Origin of the sequence: Pseudobdellovibrio sp. HCB154 (genome assembly GCF_046267985.1) — a bacterium.
Lineage (GTDB): Bacteria > Bdellovibrionota > Bdellovibrionia > Bdellovibrionales > Bdellovibrionaceae > Pseudobdellovibrio.
On sequence record NZ_CP176530.1, the window covers coordinates 2607695 to 2626620 of the forward strand.

An 18926-nucleotide genomic window follows, 5' to 3' on the forward strand; every position below is an offset into this window, starting at 1 on the left:
ATTTAAAGTGTGCAAACCGTATCAAAAAAGATTTCCAATTCCAAGTGTTTCCGAGTATTTACATTGCCTATTTCGGAGTCCTTCGATAGGTTACTTTTATGAATCAACCGCAAGATCCTGGCCTAAAACAGACTTTGAAGCAAAGTCTTAAAACAATCCTGACAGTGGCTGCTGAAAATCCGCGCACAGTGTGTGTTTTTGACCTCGATTCAACACTTTTCAATGTAAGCCCGCGCACTCAACAAATCCTGCACGAGTTTGCAGAGCTGCATAAGCCTGAACTTAAAAAAGTAGAGATTTTACACACCGATTGGGGGCTTAAAGAGTCCTTGGTTCGCGCCGGCTATAAGTTTGATGAAAGCCCTGAACTTCACAAAACACTTCGTGATTTTTGGGTGGATCGTTTTTTTACGAATACTTACTTACATTATGATATCCCCTATCGCGGTGCTGTTCCCTATGTTCAGCGTCTGCATGAAACAGGCTGTGAAATTCATTACCTCACAGGCCGTGATGTAGCCCGTATGGGCGTGGGTACTTTAGAAGTCTTACAAAAATGGGGCTTTCCGATCAGAGAAGGTTGCTTGCATTTAAAACCGCACCGCTCAATGGATGACCATGTTTTTAAAATCGACTGGGTGGTTGATCGTTTTCCGATTACAAAATACCCACCTGAGATTTCGCCGGTTTATTTCTTTGAAAATGAACCTGTGAATATTAACGCCTTAGGCAAAATCAGACCGGATATTCATATTATTCAACTGGATACAACGCACTCACGCCAAGAAGAAGTAAATGTTCCGGTTATTAAAGTTTCAAACTTTTATATCGAAGAGGATAAGTAAATGTTGTACTTAGTGGCCACTCCGATCGGAGAAGTTTCTGAAATCACTTTGCGCGCGTTAGAAGTTTTAAAATCCGCTGACGTGATTTTATGTGAATCAACAAAAGAAACATCGAAATTATTAAAGCAGTTAGATATTAAAGCTAAAAAGTATGAGCTTTTAAATGAGCATTCAACACTTGATGATTTAAAGCGTTTAACTGAAATCTGCAAAAATGAAACGGTTGCTTTAGTTTCTGACTGCGGAACCCCTGGTTTTTGCGATCCGGGTAATGACTTAATTGGTTTATGCCGTAAACAAAAAATTCCAGTGAAGTCGGTTTTAGGGGCTTCGTCATTAATGGGACTATTATCATTAACATCACGTAGACTGAATGAATTTGTGTTTCGTGGTTTTTTACCGGCTGAAACTGAAGCACGTTCGAAAGAATGGCAAAAATTAACAAACGAAAAGCGCGCGATCATTATTATGGATACACCTTACCGTTTGAAAAAAACTATTGATGAATTAAACCGCCATTTTGTGAACCGCCCGGCTCTTTTAGCTTTAGATTTATCACAAGAAAATGAACTGGTTTTAGAAGGTTCAGCGAATTACATCTTACAGAACTTAGATCGTGATAAAGCGGAGTTTATGCTGTTAATTTACCCTCACGATAAGGTTTAATTTTAATTATCAATGCAAGCTTTACCGATTGATCCGTATTTAGACGACATCGTTAAAAAGATGACTGGCGATAAACCGGTGATCTTAACGGCTAGTCCCGGCTCTGGTAAAACGACACGTGTTCCCGCGCATTTACTAAAAACTGTTCGCTCGTCTTCTCCGAAAAAAATTATCGTCATTGTACCTAAAAGGGTTTCTGCCCTGTCTGCGGCGGATCGTATTGCCTCTGAAAACAATTGGGTCTTAGGCGAAGATGTCGGTTATCAAGTGCGTTTTGAAAATAAGATCTCGGCTAAGACTCAGCTGATTTTTATGACCGAGGGTTTATTTTTAAAACGTATTCAAACCCCTAGTTTTTGGGATGAAATTCATACTCTTATCATTGATGAGTTTCATGAACGTTCAAGTTCAATTGATTTGATTTTAGGTTTAAGTTTTGAACAAAAAGTTTTGGGCCGCAATTTACAACTGGTGATCATGTCGGCGACCTTAAATGTGCAACAGCTTAAAACTTTCTTAGGTGAAAGTGTCAGCTTTGAAGTTGAAGCCCCGCCACATAAGTTAGATATTATCTACTCTGAAAAAAACCAGAAACTTGTCTGTGATGATTTATTCTTTAATCACTTAAAAGACACGCTACTTAAAGCGTGGAAAACGGCGCAAAAAGATATTTTAATCTTTCTTCCGGGCCAGCGTGAAATTTTACGTTTTAGAAATATCATTCAGCCACTTTTTCCGCAGTACCGTATTGAAATACTGCACGGCTCTTTAAGTTTAAATGAACAAAAACAAATTGTTCGCAATGACCTAGGTTCTGGTCGTCGCATTATCTTAAGTACTAACGTGGCTGAAAGTTCGATTACAGTTTCAGGTCTTGATTGTGTGATTGACTCAGGCTTAGAGAAAAAATCTTACCGTGAAAACAAAGTGGGTTTTTCTGGCTTAGACCTACAACGTATTTCGCTTTTTTCAGCGAAACAGCGCGCTGGTCGTGCGGCCCGCGAACAAGCTGGTGTCTGTTTTAAGCTTTGGCATGCCACAGATGAAATGTCGATGAAAGAACAAATCGAGCCTGAGATTTTAAAAACTTCGCTGCTTGAAGAATCGTTGTTGTTATTTCAACAAGAAGTGACTGATCTAGAGTCATTTTCGTGGTTAACAAAGCCATCGCCTTTAACGTTAAAACAAGCGCGCCATAAATTATCTAAATGGCATTTAATCACTGAGGCTTCTGCGTTAACTCCGCTGGCTAAGACAGTCTCTAAATGGCCGCTCTCGATTGAAAACTCTATTCTACACTTTCAGCTTTCACGCCGTGGATTTGAAAAAGAGTCGGCCAAGTTGATTGCAGTTCTTGAATCTGGCAATGTTGAAAATGTCCTAGATAAGAATAAAAACTTCTCAGGCTCTGATGTAGCTAAAGTTTTAGATTTAGATTCTTTAGATTTTATGACAGATCGTATTTACCAGCAGATTTTATCAAGCTGTAAAGTGACTGATAAAGCGGCTCCTGGTGAAAGCTTTGAAAAAACTTTGATTCAAGTGTACGCCGAATATTTTCCGGAAAAAGTGGCCTTTGTTAAAAATAAAACTAATGCGGTTTCGATGTTTGGCCGTGGGCTTCAAGCTACGGCTGGTTCTCAGGCCGCTAACTCTGATTTTTTTATTGTACTTTCTGGACGCGAAAACCATTCACAATTTACCCAAGTTACTTGTGCGCTAGGCTTTGATAAGAAGCTTGCGCAAGAGATTTTTGCTCCGCTGGCTAAAAAGCAAACTGAAGTTCATTATGATTTCGAAAAAAATGAATTTTTTAAAACTGAACAGTTAAAGTTTGAAACTTTTGTTTTAAATGATTTTGGTAAATCGCGTTTAAGCCGCGAAGAGCTGCAAAAGAACTGGCAAGAGTTTTTTAAGAAAACGCCTTTGGATTTTTTAAAAATTCACCCGAATTATGAAAAACTAAAAGCGCGTTTAAATTTCTTAAGCCGTAAAGATGGCAAAGATGTCACTTTATCTGAAGAGGCAAAAGCGCAGATTGAAAACTACGAAGATTTACTTACAGATTATATCTTACAAGGTTATGACGATTTTGAAGACTATAAAAACTGTGATTTATTTTACTTAAGTTATCAGGTTTTAAACGAAGAACTTTGTGATTTATTGCAGAACTTACCAGAAACGGTAAAATCAACGCGCGGCCGTACTCATCCGGTTGATTATATTGATGAAAAAGCCCCGTTAATTTCACTTAAAATTCAAGATGCCTTCGGGTGGAAAGACACCCCGAAGATTTGCCATAATAAATTTACTTTAACCCTGGAGCTGTTGGCACCGAATATGCGACCAGCTCAGATCACCAGCCAATTGGGGCTTTTTTGGAAAAACAGTTACGCCGATGTAAGAAAAGATCTGCGCGCTCGTTACCCAAAACACGATTGGCCAGAAGATCCATCAGTATAGGAAAAGAATGAAAGCTTTAAAAGAACACCACCCGCTTCTTTATAAAATTAGTACGCTGATGGATAGCCAATTTAAAATTTTTGGCATTAGTTTCGGTTGGGATTTTATCTTAGGCCTTCTGCCTTTTTACGGAAACGTTACGACCACATTAATTTCATTATTCACTGTGGTTTACGCCGCTTTTCACGGTGTTTCGGCGGTCGTGCTGTTTCGTATGTTATTAAATATCAGTGTTGATATGATTATTACCGCGATTCCGGTATTAGGAAATTTAGGTGATATTTTTTGGCAAGCAAATGCGAAGAATTACCGTATTATGGATAATTACCTAGTCAATTCTAAGCGCACGATCAGACGTTCGATCGTGGCTAATCTTGCAATACTTGGATGTTACTTTGGAGTTATCTTTGCGGTCTTTTACGGTTTGTATCGCTTAACGGTGTGGTTGATTCACTTATTTTAGTACAACTGCTTGCGGTGCAACGATGATCGAATTTGGCGGAAGATCTTTAATCACCACAGCGTTAGCCCCGATTTTTGAACCATCACCAATAGTGATTGGCCCTAGTACTTTAGCTCCTGTACCGATCAAAACATTGTTGCCTACGGTCGGATGACGTTTTACGGGCTCGAATTTCATTCCACCTAAAGTCACGCCGTGAAAGATCACGCAGTCATCACCGATCACCGCAGTTTCACCGATGACACAGCCAACGCCGTGGTCGATCACAAGACGTTTACCAAGTGTGGCACCAGGGTGAATTTCGATACCTGTTAATGTACGTGATATATCAGCTACAAGGCGGGCGATAAAAAATAACTTACACTGGTAAAGTGCATGCGCAATACGGTGAAAAAACACCGCACGAGGACCTGGGTATAATAACAAAATCTCTAACATTGATTTTGCGGCAGGGTCGTAATTTTTGTACGCGCGTAAAAAAGTAATCACTTTACATTCCATTTCGTTTTTAAATCATCAAGATAGAAATAACGTTCAAAGTTTTCATTAAAACGTGACCACGATTCACCGCTTTGGCGTTCTTGATTGATAAAAGACATCATCGTGTCCATTTTTGAATCCATATCGTCAATCATGGCAACAACCATGGCTTCAGGAAACATTGGCACCTTAGGGCTTCCGTATTCCAGTCTTCCGTGATGAGCTAAGATAATATGTTTTAAAATCATGCGTAAATCTTCAGGAAACCCTAAGATACGCTGCGATTTCTTTTCAACTAATTCACAGGCTAAAAGCATGTGCCCTAATAATTGCCCCGGAGCTGTGTAATAAATCTGTTGCTGCTCGGTTTGATCAAGCTCCCAGATTTTTCCTAAGTCGTGAAAAATAGCGCCGAAAATTAAAAGGTCTTTATTTAAATAACTATAATGTGAGGCCATAAACTGCATCACTTTACAGATTGAAACAATGTGCTCTAACAAACCACCACGATGCGCGTGATGAATTGTTTTAGCTGCTGGAGCCTTTAATAGACGCGGTTTAATTTCTTCATCTTGTAAACAATCTAACATCAATTGTTTTAACGGTTGAATTTCAATCGCTTGCACCATTTGAAATAGCTCAGAATAAAGCGCGTGCGTGTCGATTTGACGTTCTTTAATTTTAAAATCGTCTTTATTTAAGCTTGGATCATCGGCTTTTTCTAAACGATGAATGATCAACTGTTTACGTTGATTATAGATCTGAATAACACCTTTAATTTTAACTAAATCGCCGATTTCGAAGCGTGTTTGAATTTCTTCGATATTATCCCAGATACGGCCATCTAACTGACCTGATTGGTCACCGATTAAAATAGTTAAAAAAGACTTACCCGTTTTACCAACGCCTAAGACTTTATCTTTAACTAAAAAAATACGATCCTGAACCGGGTCTTTATCATTTAAATTTTTGATCGGTGTATTCATAATCTACTTCTTTAGTTATTTTTTTATATTAAATATTGCCGAACACATTTTATCGCTATAGCGCGAATCCGACAGATTTAAGTGCGTCAGATAGTATTGAATTCCCTTTTTAAAGACAAATATATACTGGCCCGAGAGCACGTGCGCATAAGTTTGATCAACAGTGTTTAGTTTTAAAAAGTTCTTTTCCTGCAATTTGGCGAACTTGGGCTTTAAATCCACCCATTGACCGCAGCCAAGGCCGTATTCTTCGCCGCGAATATTCACCTTTGGCGAATCGCTGATATAAAATACAAATGTAAGTTCTGGTTTAGTAGCAAACTGTTCTGCCGGAAAGTGTAAATAAAAGCTACCATCGCCGGTTACGTAATCTTTAAGATCAAGACCGCCGCCGCCGTTAGTTAATTTAAATAATAAATCCGAAGAGCTCAGAACATTTTTTTGATCAGAATGAATTTGAACTTCTAAGTCGGTAAAAAGGTATTCGGGCTCGATTTTACTATCGGGGCCCATGCTTTTTTTGATTTCAGTAAAAATCTCTTCGGGCACTTTAAAATCCGCCGCCAAAGATTTATTTACAATGACCTTAGGATTAGCTTCGTGAGGCTTTTCACAACTCGAAAAAAGTAAGACTAATCCTGAAACCAGAATTAAAAATCTCACTCCGCAGATCCTTTAACTTCTAAGAACGGGATAAAATCTTCACCAGCTCCTGAGTTCGCTTGCACGAAAGCTTGTTTTTTAGCTGGTTCCATAGTTACAAGCTGTGCCCATAACCCTAAGATATTTTTTTCTGAACGCAAGAAATTCACGTGCGCTGTTAATCCATCATCAATCAAAGACGTTTGTGAATTTACTTTTTGTTTCGCTAAGATCATCACGTAATGACCGGCTGCATTTAATTTTGAAATATCTATAGTTTTCTGTTGGGCTACAACCGCTGAATAATCTTTTAAAGCGTAATCGAGTTGCAATCTTAAGTTCGCAAGTTCTGCCGGGTCTTCTACAAGGCTTTGATAAGATGAAAATAAACTTTGCGCCGCTGACACTTCTCCTAATTCAAGTTTCATGTGCATTTCAAGAACAAACTTTTCTGAAGGCGTTAAAGACGGTTTTAATTTTTCATAAACACTACGTAAAGTGAATGTCGAATAAATTCCTGAAAATACTGATAACGGCACTTGGAATCTTTGGCGAAACCCCAGTGGCATAGCTACGTAGTTTTTGTAATCGCGGGCAAATTTTTCTTCGCGTGCTGTACGCTTATCTAAGAGCATGTTAATCATTAACAATTCTTTTTTGAAATCAGCGGCTTTTTCTGTGTAGCGTTCGATTTCATGATTTAACATACTTTCAGTTTCGGCGTTTGTCGTAGGTTTTGCTAATTCACTGATGGCCCAACCGAATAACCAACGGCCTTTTGAAACTGTATTATAAAGTTCAGAGTAAGTTTTTGTCGCTTGATCAAATTTACCTTCGTAATAACTTAAGATCGCGTCGTTTTCTTTGATCAATTCACTGCTTGGATCTAAATCTTTTGCGCGAATTAATGATTCACGGGCTTTTTTAAGGTCTTGATCTTGTAAAGACTTAATAAACTGAACGATATCTAATAAGGCCTTACGTTGATCGTTCACACCTGGGTTTGATTTTAAGTTGTTGATCGTTTGAGTGCCGTTAATGTAGCCCACAGAATCAAGCTTCGGAATCATCGGAATAATTTCAGGTAAAACCTGGCGTTGAACTTCAGGCGACATATTACCGAAAATTTCGACCACTTTGTTTTCTAAACCATACAGTGAATATTTGCGAATTTGCGCAACTGACTGTTGTTCTTGCTTCTTCTTATCACGTTGCTGATAGAAGTGCGATCCACCAGCTACGACAATAACTGCAAGCAAGATCGAAATTAAAATCATTAATGTTAATTTAGAACGCTCACGAATTTGCGAATTTACGACAGGATCAGCCGCAGATACATACTGCTGTGGAGCTTTGGCTTTATTAGCAACAGTTGTTGCAGTCGCCGGCGCCGCTGCTGGAGCCTGCGGTTTTAAAGTTTTTTGTGCCGGTGTTGTATCTTCTTCAGTAAATTCAGCATCTTCAACAGTTACATTAGTAAAGTTTGGCATTTCAAACTTCGTGTTTTCAGCCTGAACAAGTTCCTGTGTGATCGTGCCTGTTTTTGTAAGGCCTTGAGATGTACGAGTTTGGTAGGTTTTCGTGTGATCGTCGGTGTTAGCTAACTCTTCACGAATTTCTTCAACGATCGCCTTTAGAGCTTCTGATTCACGCACATACATCCAGCGCGTATCCATATCGCGAACTTCATCAATCAAAGTAATTTGTTTTTTCTTTAATAAATCTTCGATTTGATCATACGAATACGGGCCTAAAATCCGATTTTCTGATTTGATCATCCATTTTCGGTCGGCGGCGGCGGCTTGCATGGCTTTCCTCTAGAATGGTGACTTCGTTAGTAGAAGTTTAAGGTCATCGTTAGTTAAGAATAAACCTGCACCAGCGTAAGCTGACTGTGCATCCGTATTGTGTAACATGTCGTTATAGCCGGCTAACACATAAAAACCATAACGGAATTTATATGAAATCGTTGAACGTAAGTTGGTATTATCGAAATCAAAGGCTTCAATAGAAAATTTTAACCGGTGTAATTTAAATGGCGAATAATCAATACCGATACCGCCGGAATTTTCGATTAAACCACCCTTAAATGAGAAGTTATAAATATTCTTACCAAATAAAGCTGTAAATTTAGTTTTACTTTTAAATGTCGTCGTTTCATCAACGCTTGTTGAAACGCCGTTTGATTCAGTCAGAGTATTTTTTCTTTCAACGACTCCGGCCGGATCATCAATTAGCCCTAAATAATAGAAACGGTCTAAACCCGGTTGAATGTGAATACCAATCGACGATTTAGCAGCTTCAACATTATCTAAGTAGTAACCGTTAAAATCGAAAGCTGTTGTCGTTTTATTAGCTGTATCAACTAAACCACTTAAACCTTCGATCGCGGATGAAACATCTTCAGCGGTTTTTTCATCAGAGATAAGTTTACCCAAAGTGCCTTCGCCTTTATTAACTTTATCTGTGATTTCTTCGATATTTTTAAGAGACTTATCAATGCGGGCCATTGAATTTTTCCAAGTTTTCTTAAAGCCCGTTTCACTTTCATCATTCACTAAATCATCTAATGTGCCTGTGATGTTATGAACTTGGTCTACGATTTCGCCAATTTGCTCTTTATTTTCAGAGGTCATTTGCGAAAGATCGCCCGTTAGCTTTTCAATGTTTTGAACAATTCGGCCTAAGATGTGTTTATTGGTGCCATCTTCAGCTGTGGCTTCATTTAAATGTTTTGAAACTTCTTTTAATGATGAAGTGATATCAGAAACTTGCGACATCACGTCATCTAATGATCCGCCGGTTTTAACATTGGCAATTTGACCACCATCTTCTAAACCTGGATCTGTTGGATTACCCGGAGTAATTTCGATGTACTTATCACCTAAGATACCGTTAGCACGCATTTCAACTTGGGCTGAACGAGTTAATGGCACGTCAGATTTTACCGAAACATCAATGCGAGCTTTACCTTCAGATAAAGAAATATCTTTAATCGCACCAACCGGAATACCGGCAGAACGAATCGCTGAGCCTTTTGTAAGACCATTGGCATTTTCTAAATAAAACCAAGCTTTTTTTGATCGTCCTAAAAAAGCTGGGTCATCGCTGACTTGCATTGACATAAGGGCAATAAGCGCTCCGATGCCTACGACAAGCGCGCCTACTTTAAATTCTGGGGTGGTGAAAAAACTCATTGATGCTTCATCCCTTTTGTCACAAATCGCTTCACTAACTCGATGTCTGAATTAAAGAAATCCTGAGCAGTTCCAGCTAGTAACACTTTACCAGCATCAAGCATCACAATAAAGTCTGCGATTCGAAAAGCTGCACTTAAATCGTGCGACACCATGACTGAAGTCGTGCCTGGAGTATTCTTATGTGTCTCTAAAATCAGATTATCAACCATTTCAGTCAAAATCGGATCTAAACCTGTGGTCGGTTCATCGTATACAATGATCTCTGGATCTAAGGCCAGAGCGCGAGCTAAACCCGTTCTTTTTTGCATACCACCCGAAATTTCACTCGGTAATTTATTATAATGTTTCGGATCAAGGCCTACCATTTTTAGTTTAGTTTGCGCGATCTGAACCACTTGGTCTTTTTTTAAATTTCTGCGATGTTCTTCGAGTGGAAAACAAACGTTTTCAAGAACTGTCATATCGTCGAATAAAGCTGCACTTTGAAAAAGAACTCCATAATTGCAGCGAAACTTTGTTAACTCATTAGGATCTAGTGTTGAAAGATCTGTTCCTAAAACTCGAACTGTTCCTGAGGTCGGTTTAAATAAACCCAATACATGTTTTAACATCACAGATTTTCCGGTTCCCGAAAAACCGATGATGGCTGTTAAGCTGCCTTTAGGAATTTTTAAATCAATTCCTTTTAGAACGAACTCTTTACCGTCAAAAGATTTTTTAACATCGTCAAGTTCAATGGCATATTGGCTTTGCTGTTTCGGACTCATTTTTGAATCCCCATCATAATGTAGAGCACACGAATAATATTCATTAAGAAATAATCGATTATGATAATGCCCACCATACTCATAACAACGCCGTTGTTTGTGGCTTCACCGACACCTTTAGCTCCACCTTTTGTGTTAAAGCCTTGGTAGGTACAAATCACCGCGAATAATAATCCAAAAATCGCTGATTTTATTAAACCTTCGCCGATATGGTGAAAATCAACAGTCTGACGAATTTTTTCAAAGAAGATCGCGCCATCAAGTCCAACGATTTTTGTACATAAAAACCATGAACCTAACATCGCCATAAAATCAAATAAGGCTGTTAATAACGGCATACAGAAAATCGCCGCCACTAATCTTGGAGCGATCAGATATTGTTTGGTATTTACACCCATTACATCTAAAGCATCCATTTGTTCATTCACACGCATCGTACCAAGTCGCGCGGCCATCGCACCACCGGCACGAGCAGCCACGATTAATCCTGTTAATACCGGGCCAAGTTCACGCGTGATACCTAACGCCACAGTTGGACCCACAAGATTTACGGCGTTTACTAATTTGAAACCTAGATAAATTTGAAAAGAAAGTGCCAGGCCTGTGAACATACTTGTTAAAGAAATGATTCCCACCGATTGATTACCGATGAATTCCATATGCTTTACAACTTCACCCCAACGATACGGTTGTGTGAATAACAAACGCAAACTTTCAATCGCAAAAAGACTGACTTCGCCGACATCTTTAATTTTCGTTTTAACTTTTTCTAAAATCACGCCTGCCCGCCTTTGTAATGTCTAGGCACACGTTCACCCACAGCGGTTAAAACTTCCCAAGTAATTGTTTCAGCGGCTTTCGCTGTGACATCAGCACTTAAAAAATTACCGTTTTGATCGTAACCAAAAAGAATCACTTCTTCTTCGTTAAACTTTTGAATATTTTTATCTTTAACTACGTTAGTTACATCTAACATTAAAAAATCCATGCAGATACGGCCAATAATCGGAACTTGTTGGCCAGCAAACATCGCAACACCACGATTACTTAATAAACGATGAACTCCGTCAGCGTAACCAACTGGTACAACCGCGATCGTTGCTGGTTTATCAGCTTTCCAGGTAGCACCGTAAGAAACCGTTTCACCTGGTTGTAATTGGCGAATGTTATTCACCACTGATTTAAAAGTCATAACCGGTTTTAAATTCATCGCTTTTAAGTTCGCATCTGGAGAATACCCGTAAAGCATTAAGCCAGGACGGAATCCCCAGTTTTCTTTATTTAAAAAATGGTTCGGGTCATTTTTTACTGAAGCTTCAGCTAAACTTGCAATGCCACCTGAATTTAATAAATGCGCGAACACACCGTCGTCTTTAAAGTAAGAAAAAACTTCGGTCATGATTTTAGCTTGTTGCGCTGATAAACCACTTGTACTGACCGCATCTTCACCACAGTAAAAATGGCTTAAGATAGCTTTAAGTTTTAATTTTTTAGAATTTTTAAAATACGTTCTTAGCTTTTCAGCCTCTTGAGGTGCAAAACCCAAACGATTCATGCCTGTGTTAAATTTAACATGCACTTTAATTGTTTCATCAGCCACACTTTCAAGCGCTGATAATTGATCCCAAGTGCTTACCACCGGAGTCATCTGCGCATCGAAAATTTTCTGCGCACCTTGCTTATCAAAGCCACGAAACACCAAAATTTTAGATTTCATACCGTGATTACGAAGAAGTAAGCCTTCTTCAATCAAACACACACCTAAGTGTGTAGCGCCGACATTTTCTAGGTGTTTGGCTAAATCAACATCACCGTGGCCGTAAGCATTGGCTTTGACCATCGGGCAAATAAAACGTCCTTCGCCGCCCACTTTTTTTATTTCAAAAAAGTTGTGGGCTAAGTGATCTAAATTAATTTCAGCAAAGGTACGACGGAACATTTCCATGGTTTAAGACTCCACAACAAAATCAGGCTTATGCTCAACCGGCGGTTTATAAATACAAATTTTATCACCACCTTTTTGCGAAATGAAATTCAGCGCACGTGCTGAACTGTCATCAAGATCAAAGGCGTTATGAGTAAGCGATGGGTATTCGCTGATTCCTTGGCTGGCTGTAATAGTCACCCCAGCACGAATCAGTTTTTCTTTATGTAAAGCCTGACGGAAACGTTCTGAACGAATCGCCGCCCCTTTACGGTTACAGTTTGTTAAAATCAGCGTGAATTCATTTTCACCCGTACGGCACAGGTAATCGTTTAAACGAGACGTGGCCTTAATCACTTCTGAAACTGAACGCAGAATTTGGTCTGCGGCATCACGGCCAAGGCTGGCCTCAAATTCAGGAAATTTATCAATCGAAATTTTCACCAATGAAATAGGAACCAAGCCGCGTTTACTTCGATCAACTTCACGCTCTAACACGCGTGAGTAGAACAGTTGGTTATAAAAACCTGTCAAATGATCTTCAATATCTAATTGTTTTGGTTCGGCTTCGTAAACCAGCAATGTATACACTAAGCTCATTAATGAAAAATCTTCGGCTACTTCAGCAGAAATTTCCTGCGTTGAAATTAAAATACCTTCGATTTTATCACGAATAATCATTGGTAAAAATTTGATACGGTCTGTGCCAAATTTATTTTTTAAGTAATTACCTAAATTAGACGGTAAAGCCCCGGTAAAAAGCTGCGACATGAAATTATCGCGGTCTTTTGTAGCTACTTTATACGATAAACCTTCAACCCAGTCTTCAGGCACTTGCGAATACGAAACGCAGATAAAGGTTTCAATACTTGGAACAAATTTTAAATAAATCCAAGATTGCGTCGGTGTCTGCTGGTAAAAAACATTTAATAGATCTTCTTTTGAAGTCGCTGATTTGTATTCAGCAATACGTAATTGGTACGGGCGAATCTCAGGGGCTTTGCGCTCGTCGGTTAATGTGTTTTGCAAGACCTGCTTAGCTTGGGTTTCTTTTTGCAAATCTTCAACCAATTGTTCGTTTTGATACGTACGAAAAATAATTTCGCAAATATTATCAACTGATTGTAAGACTTGGTGATCAACCGCTTGTTCAGTCGCATTAAAAACACTGTACACGTTAAATTTTTTATAATTTTTAAAAGCCGCAATTTGTTCCGGCGGAGCTAAGAAAATAAATTTAATCTCTTTTGAAGCCTGTAAGGTTTTTTGAATATATTCATGTGGCGCCATCAACGACCCACGAATATCAAAGATCACCACATGAGGTGGGTTATCTTCAATACGCACTAACTGCTCATCAACATCAGCAAAATAATAATTTTCATAGCCTGCTTGAGTCAGCGCGTGCTTGATCTGCGTCCCTAAGTTTACGTCTTGGGTAAATATCGAAACGCTGAATTGCGAAGAGTATTCTCTGATATTCATCCTTTTTCTGGCCTTCTGATTTTAACTTTTGTTTGGTCAGCCTTTTTACCTTCAGTCGGTTCAATATCGATCACTGGATCTTCTACAATCGACATTTTTTCATCTAACTTAAATTTTGATGGCTGCATTTCTTTTTCAATATCAATTTTTGGCTTTGTTTGCGTCACTTCAGCTTTTTCTGTAGACGGTTCATCATCTAACGACAACAACGCATCGATGTCTAAATCGTTTTGCGACGGCGCTTTATTTGGAGCTACTGCCGCGACTGGTGTTAATTTTTCTGGCATTTTAAAATCAGATTCTTCTTCCGTTAATTCAAAACGTTTCTCTTTCGGATCAGCTACTTTTTGTAAAGCTTCAATAGACACCGGAACGTGCGTATCTTCTAGCTCTTCAGGACGAGTAAACGAAAATCTAAAGATCGCTTCACCGGCTGATGAGGCCACTTGCGAAAATTCACAGTTGGCTTCAGTTAAAGCTGGTAAAATCAACTCATGCAGATTCAAAGTGGCTACTGCGGCTTGAATTTCTAACGTAGTTACGATTCCAGAATCATAAGATCTTAGCTGAATACGTTTTTTACTTCCGCTTAAGTTTTGCGAAACCGTCAACAACACATTTTCAAAAATTTTAATAAACTTCGGATAATCTAAAACAAGTGTTTCACCAGAAATAAATTCTTTACCTATTGTAACACCATTAGCTTTTAACTGGCGATCAACATTGAAAAGCGCTTGCTGAACACAAGCTTGTACTTGAATCGGAACGACTTGCGGTTCGTGATCAAATGATAGCGGAATAAAATCTGGTTTAGCTGTAGGCACACCCGCTTTGCGAGCCATCGGTTGCGGCACAGGCGCTGCCGCACTCATACCCACACCCATGATATCTTGTTCCATCACAGGCTTGGCTGGTTTTGGTGTCTGTGGCGATTGAGGCTTAGCTGCACCCGCTGTTTCTTTTTCAGGTTTTGCTACAAAAAGCAAAACACCGGCCATTAAAAACGCAAGGCCGATGATAATTCCCAGCATTGAAACTGGAATATCTAAATTCGTTTGGGCTTTTTTTGAAGAGTAACTTAGTAAATTTAAATTCGTTCCGCGAATTTCTTGGCGATCAACGAAGAAGTTTGCTTCAGAAACTTTGTTTTCATCAGAAAGATTTCCCACATATTCGTATTCGCTGTGAGCCGTCACTTGTTTATCAGCTGTTAACAAAACCTGTGTGATTGAACTTGTGCGCTGCAAATCAAAAAATCTTTGAAAGTAACTGACATCACCCACAACCATCACGCCTGTGCGTGGCTGGTTATTTCTTTTTTCGCGGTCAAATGTTGTTAACGCTAAATGCACTAAGCCGCTTGAGTCTTTAAAAGTTTGCGCACGTAAAAGTTGGTTACCAGAAACTTTTTTTTGCAAATACTGCTGTAACGTGGGAACACTCCAACGTTCAGCCGCTGAACCTGATTGTAAAAATAATTTAGTCACCATTAAGCGGTTTGCGCCATCTTCTTGAACTAACGCCAAAGCATAGAAAGGTTTTAACTGCACCCAGTTGATTTTTGATTCATCGATTTGCACCGTGTAAGCACTAAGTGTGTTACGCAATTGTGAAATTTGGCTCACTAACGAAGAACGCAAAGCTGTTAGCTGAGTTTGTAGCTGATTTTGTTTAACGGCGATTTTTTCAGTGCGATAAGTGTCGTTTAATTTCCATAGCGCAAGGCCAACGACAACAAAAATTAACGCAATAGTGGAATAGACGGTTTTTAACTTCATTTTGCTTCTTGCATCCTTGCTAAAAGACTTCATCTCTATTGTGTGGTTTTTCGAGGGGTTGTGCAACATTTACCTTAGACATTTTCACATTCTGGGATTACAACGCTTGCATGGCGAAACATACCGAAATTATGATTGTTGGCTCTGGCGTTGCGGCGTTGAGTATGGCTTTAAAAGTTGCCGATTCAAAATCCGTTTTTATCGTTACAAAAGACGTCGGCCCCAATAGTAATTCTGCCATGGCCCAAGGAGGAATCGCCTCGGTCACTGACAAATCCGATAGTTTTGAAAGCCACATCAAAGACACTTTGGTCGCTGGAGCCGGCCTTTGTGATCTTAACGCTGTGCAAGATGTTGTTTTCCAAGCCCCTGAAAGAATTAAGGATTTAGTTAAATGGGGTGTTGAATTTGACCCTGAATTAACTCGCGAAGGTGGTCACTCAGAACGTCGTATTTTACACTTCGAAGATCAAACCGGCGCTGAAATTCACCGCAAACTTTGGAGCAAAGTTTTAAAACACTCCAACATCAAAATATTTGAAAATCACTTCGCCATTGATTTGATTGTGAACAAACAAGTTGATCCATCACTGGTTGCTCCAACAGCCGTTGTGGGAAGTTATGTTTTAAATAAACAAACAGGCGATGTTGAAGTGTTCACCGCGAACACGACAATCTTAGCAACCGGTGGCGCAGGAAAAGTTTATCTCTACACATCCAATTGGGGTGGAGCTACTGGTGATGGTATCGCCATGGCCTACCGAGCTGGAGCACGCGTTGCCAATTTAGAATTTATGCAGTTTCACCCGACTTGTCTTTACCATAAAGACGCGCGCAATTTCTTAATTAGCGAAGCGGTTCGAGGCGAAGGTGGCGAATTAATTAACGCCAAAGGTGAACCGTTTATGAAAAAGATCCACCCTATGGGATCTTTAGCTCCACGTGATATCGTCGCTCGTGGAATCGATGCCGAAATGAAAAAAACCGGCGAACCTTGTGTGTTTTTAGATATCTCTCACCGTGACCCTGAATTTGTGAAAACACATTTTCCAACGATCTATGCCCGATGCCAAGAGTACGGTATCGACATGACAAAAAAACCAATTCCGGTAGTTCCTGCCGCTCACTATTTATGTGGTGGTGTGATGACAACAACGACTGGCAAAACTGATATCGTTGGTCTTTACGCCATCGGCGAAATCGCTTGCACAGGTTTACACGGAGCGAACCGTTTAGCTTCAAATTCACTGCTTGAATGTTTAGTGATGTCTCATAATGCCTCGGTTGAAATTGAAAAAAATTGGGATGAAATTTCTAAAGCCACAAAAACTTCGACGGCGCCAAAAGCATGGACAAAACCTGATGAAACAAACCAAGACGAAATGGTTGTGATCAATCATATGTGGGACGAAATTCGCCGTTTAATGTGGAATTATGTCGGCATTGTTCGTTCAACAAAACGTTTAGAACGCGCACAACATCGCCTCAGCAACATTAAGCAAGAAGTAAAAGAGTATTACTCGAATATGAAAATGCACAGTGATATTTTAGAACTTCGCAATATTGCGATCGTTGCAGATTTAACTGTGCGTTGCGCGCTTCAAAGAAAAGAATCGATCGGCATTCACTACTCGATTGATTACCCGCCAACAGACAAGCCTTCCTTAAGTCCAGAGGACATTGATTTAAAAACCTACTCTAAGGGAAAAGACACCGTTTTACTGCGCGGTTTGAATTAAATTTTGACTTAAAATTCGGCTCGGTTAGACTTGAACTGTATGAAACGATCTGAATCTTTTTTTCGCGGTTACGACCAGACAAAGCTTTATTTGCAAAAGTGGGACGCAGCAAATTCTTGCGGAACAATTTTAATTACCCACGGCCAAGCTGAACATTCAGATTGTTACAACCGTTTGATCGATGGTTTTCAAAAAAGCGAACAAGGTAAAAACTGGAGCTTTATCAGCTGGGATATGCGCGGCCACGGAAAATCTGAAGGCGTGCGCGGTTACGCTAAAGATTTCGACGAATACGTTTTAGATTACCATTTATTTTTAGATGAATGTTTGCGAATTGATTCGGTTAAAGATAAGCCCGTACTACTTCTTGCGCACTCAATGGGTGGTTTAGTTCAATCATGCGCCCTTCGTGAAAAAAAATACGATCAGTTTAAGGCGCAAGTTTTAAGTTCTCCGCTTTTTGGTATCAGCCAGCCCGTTCCAGCATGGAAAGAATCTGGTTCTGAAATCTTAAATGCTTTACTTCCCAAAGTGACTTTAGGTAATGAAATCACGAACGAACAATTAACTCGCGATCCAGCGGTTATTAAAGAGTACGAACAAGATACTTACCGCCATGGCAAAATTTCAGCCGGTGTATTTTTAGGTTTCAAGCGTGAATTTGAAAAGGTCATCACGACAGCCGGAAGCATTACCTTACCTACGTTGTTGCATATTTCAGATAACGACCCGGTGGTTTCAACGGCGCAAGCTAAATTATTTTTCGAAAACTTAGCAGCAACAGATAAAGAATTAAAAATTTATGAAGGCGGAAAACACGAACTTTACAACGATATCGTGCGTGAAGACGTGTATAAAGCAGTGATTGATTTCTGCAACAGACATAAATAGGAAAAAACAACATATGAAAAAAATCTTCTTAGCTTTATTACCATTTATTGTTTTAAGTTGCGTACACCGCTTACCAACACCTGAAGGCATTAAAGACATCTCAACTTCTGAATACGAAGATTACGTTGAAACTAAAACACAAAAACAAGAAGTTTACGATGGCCTTTACAACAAACTGACTGTACAAGCGACTCGTTTAGATGCTGATATGAGCGAAAATTTAGTAGCCTATCAGGCCAAGCTGTCGCAATGGAACTTAGAAAAATATAAAGAAGAAAAAGGCAAAATCATCGCTAAACATTCTGATAGCACAGAATTCTTTATTAGCTTTTATACACCTGAACGTAAGCATGATGATTTAGCTTTTAATAAAACATCTTGGAAAGTGTATCTTGATGTCGGTGGACAACGTTACGAAGGAAAAGTGACTAAACTTAAAGGTTTATTCTTAGATATCGAAGCTTTATACCCGTTTCATAACCGTTGGTCTTCAGCTTATTCGGTATTATTCCCAGTTTCTACACCAGCCACTGATGGCAAACCTGTGACATTAACGTTAACAGGCCCATTAGCTACGACACAGCTTAATTTCTAAAT

The 18926-nt window shown here is 39.4% G+C and carries 17 protein-coding genes; 7 read left to right on the top strand and 10 right to left on the bottom strand.

All coding sequences use genetic code 11. The annotated features are described in order from the left end of the window. The first annotated feature begins 98 nt into the window (after positions 1-98). Genes ACKWCF_RS12675 through ACKWCF_RS12690 form a run of 4 tightly spaced genes read left to right on the top strand, consistent with a single transcriptional unit; the run spans position 99 to position 4437 of the window. On the top strand, positions 99-845 hold the full coding sequence (locus ACKWCF_RS12675) for an HAD family hydrolase (protein WP_409477961.1): 747 nt from the start codon (positions 99-101) through the stop codon (positions 843-845). Then, positions 846-1511 carry an SAM-dependent methyltransferase gene (locus ACKWCF_RS12680; RefSeq protein ID WP_409477962.1) on the top strand — a complete coding sequence of 222 codons (666 nt, stop codon included), beginning with the start codon at positions 846-848 and terminating at the stop codon, positions 1509-1511. A gap of 12 nt (positions 1512-1523) precedes the next feature. Beyond that, positions 1524-3974 carry an ATP-dependent helicase C-terminal domain-containing protein gene (locus tag ACKWCF_RS12685; protein WP_409477963.1) on the top strand — a complete coding sequence of 817 codons (2451 nt, stop codon included), beginning with the start codon at positions 1524-1526 and terminating at the stop codon, positions 3972-3974. 7 nt (positions 3975-3981) lie between these two features. Then, positions 3982-4437 (top strand): DUF4112 domain-containing protein, encoded by a 456-nt coding sequence (locus ACKWCF_RS12690; protein WP_409477964.1) that lies wholly within the window; start codon positions 3982-3984, stop codon positions 4435-4437. Here ACKWCF_RS12690 and epsC read toward each other — a convergent pair. Genes epsC through ACKWCF_RS12740 form a run of 10 tightly spaced genes read right to left on the bottom strand, consistent with a single transcriptional unit; the run spans position 4429 to position 15699 of the window. Further along, complete coding sequence (epsC, locus tag ACKWCF_RS12695) at positions 4429-4938, bottom strand: serine O-acetyltransferase EpsC (RefSeq protein ID WP_409477965.1); 510 nt, start codon at positions 4936-4938, stop codon at positions 4429-4431. The genes ACKWCF_RS12690 and epsC overlap by 9 nt on opposite strands. Then, complete coding sequence (locus ACKWCF_RS12700) at positions 4923-5903, bottom strand: 3'-5' exoribonuclease YhaM family protein (RefSeq protein ID WP_409477966.1); 981 nt, start codon at positions 5901-5903, stop codon at positions 4923-4925. The genes epsC and ACKWCF_RS12700 overlap by 16 nt, the downstream gene beginning before the upstream one ends. A gap of 15 nt (positions 5904-5918) precedes the next feature. Then, the gene (locus tag ACKWCF_RS12705) at positions 5919-6566 is read right to left on the bottom strand and encodes a hypothetical protein (protein WP_409477967.1); all 648 of its coding nucleotides are present in this window, start codon (positions 6564-6566) and stop codon (positions 5919-5921) included. Next, positions 6563-8353: a hypothetical protein gene (locus ACKWCF_RS12710; RefSeq protein ID WP_409477968.1), complete on the bottom strand. Its 1791-nt coding sequence runs from the start codon at positions 8351-8353 to the stop codon at positions 6563-6565. Before ACKWCF_RS12710 ends, ACKWCF_RS12705 begins: the two co-directional genes overlap by 4 nt. Positions 8354-8362: 9 nt before the next feature. Next, positions 8363-9742 carry an MlaD family protein gene (locus ACKWCF_RS12715; RefSeq protein WP_409477969.1) on the bottom strand — a complete coding sequence of 460 codons (1380 nt, stop codon included), beginning with the start codon at positions 9740-9742 and terminating at the stop codon, positions 8363-8365. Further along, a complete protein-coding gene (locus ACKWCF_RS12720; RefSeq protein WP_409477970.1) occupies positions 9739-10512 on the bottom strand; it encodes an ABC transporter ATP-binding protein in 774 nt (257 codons plus the stop codon). Before ACKWCF_RS12720 ends, ACKWCF_RS12715 begins: the two co-directional genes overlap by 4 nt. Beyond that, complete coding sequence (locus ACKWCF_RS12725) at positions 10509-11291, bottom strand: MlaE family ABC transporter permease (protein ID WP_409477971.1); 783 nt, start codon at positions 11289-11291, stop codon at positions 10509-10511. The genes ACKWCF_RS12720 and ACKWCF_RS12725 overlap by 4 nt, the downstream gene beginning before the upstream one ends. After that, positions 11288-12451 (bottom strand): alanine racemase, encoded by a 1164-nt coding sequence (gene alr, locus ACKWCF_RS12730; RefSeq protein WP_409477972.1) that lies wholly within the window; start codon positions 12449-12451, stop codon positions 11288-11290. Before alr ends, ACKWCF_RS12725 begins: the two co-directional genes overlap by 4 nt. Before the next feature lie 9 nt (positions 12452-12460). Next, on the bottom strand, positions 12461-13921 hold the full coding sequence (locus ACKWCF_RS12735) for a diguanylate cyclase (RefSeq protein ID WP_409477973.1): 1461 nt from the start codon (positions 13919-13921) through the stop codon (positions 12461-12463). Next, a complete protein-coding gene (locus ACKWCF_RS12740; RefSeq protein ID WP_409477974.1) occupies positions 13918-15699 on the bottom strand; it encodes a hypothetical protein in 1782 nt (593 codons plus the stop codon). Before ACKWCF_RS12740 ends, ACKWCF_RS12735 begins: the two co-directional genes overlap by 4 nt. A 110-nt stretch (positions 15700-15809) precedes the next feature. On the opposite strand from ACKWCF_RS12740, the gene nadB reads away from it, so the two are divergent. From nadB to ACKWCF_RS12755, 3 genes are read left to right on the top strand one after another with little or no spacing between them, the layout of a single operon-like run. Beyond that, complete coding sequence (gene nadB / locus ACKWCF_RS12745) at positions 15810-17438, top strand: L-aspartate oxidase (protein WP_409477975.1); 1629 nt, start codon at positions 15810-15812, stop codon at positions 17436-17438. 39 nt (positions 17439-17477) lie between these two features. Next, positions 17478-18329 (top strand): lysophospholipase, encoded by an 852-nt coding sequence (locus ACKWCF_RS12750; RefSeq protein WP_409477976.1) that lies wholly within the window; start codon positions 17478-17480, stop codon positions 18327-18329. 13 nt (positions 18330-18342) lie between these two features. Beyond that, complete coding sequence (locus ACKWCF_RS12755; RefSeq protein WP_409477977.1) at positions 18343-18924, top strand: hypothetical protein; 582 nt, start codon at positions 18343-18345, stop codon at positions 18922-18924. Positions 18925-18926: the final 2 nt, after the last annotated feature.

Coding starts and splice junctions, on each gene's coding strand:
- ACKWCF_RS12740 (WP_409477974.1), bottom strand. CDS start 15,699: ATGAAGTTAAAAACCGTCTATTCCACTATTGCGTTAATTTTTGTTGTC.
- epsC (WP_409477965.1), bottom strand. CDS start 4,938: ATGGAATGTAAAGTGATTACTTTTTTACGCGCGTACAAAAATTACGAC.
- ACKWCF_RS12700 (WP_409477966.1), bottom strand. CDS start 5,903: ATGAATACACCGATCAAAAATTTAAATGATAAAGACCCGGTTCAGGAT.
- alr (WP_409477972.1), bottom strand. CDS start 12,451: ATGTTCCGTCGTACCTTTGCTGAAATTAATTTAGATCACTTAGCCCAC.
- ACKWCF_RS12750 (WP_409477976.1), top strand. CDS start 17,478: ATGAAACGATCTGAATCTTTTTTTCGCGGTTACGACCAGACAAAGCTT.
- ACKWCF_RS12680 (WP_409477962.1), top strand. CDS start 846: ATGTTGTACTTAGTGGCCACTCCGATCGGAGAAGTTTCTGAAATCACT.
- ACKWCF_RS12690 (WP_409477964.1), top strand. CDS start 3,982: ATGAAAGCTTTAAAAGAACACCACCCGCTTCTTTATAAAATTAGTACG.
- ACKWCF_RS12755 (WP_409477977.1), top strand. CDS start 18,343: ATGAAAAAAATCTTCTTAGCTTTATTACCATTTATTGTTTTAAGTTGC.
- ACKWCF_RS12735 (WP_409477973.1), bottom strand. CDS start 13,921: ATGAATATCAGAGAATACTCTTCGCAATTCAGCGTTTCGATATTTACC.
- ACKWCF_RS12710 (WP_409477968.1), bottom strand. CDS start 8,353: ATGCAAGCCGCCGCCGCCGACCGAAAATGGATGATCAAATCAGAAAAT.
- ACKWCF_RS12720 (WP_409477970.1), bottom strand. CDS start 10,512: ATGAGTCCGAAACAGCAAAGCCAATATGCCATTGAACTTGACGATGTT.
- ACKWCF_RS12715 (WP_409477969.1), bottom strand. CDS start 9,742: ATGAGTTTTTTCACCACCCCAGAATTTAAAGTAGGCGCGCTTGTCGTA.
- nadB (WP_409477975.1), top strand. CDS start 15,810: ATGGCGAAACATACCGAAATTATGATTGTTGGCTCTGGCGTTGCGGCG.
- ACKWCF_RS12675 (WP_409477961.1), top strand. CDS start 99: ATGAATCAACCGCAAGATCCTGGCCTAAAACAGACTTTGAAGCAAAGT.
- ACKWCF_RS12685 (WP_409477963.1), top strand. CDS start 1,524: ATGCAAGCTTTACCGATTGATCCGTATTTAGACGACATCGTTAAAAAG.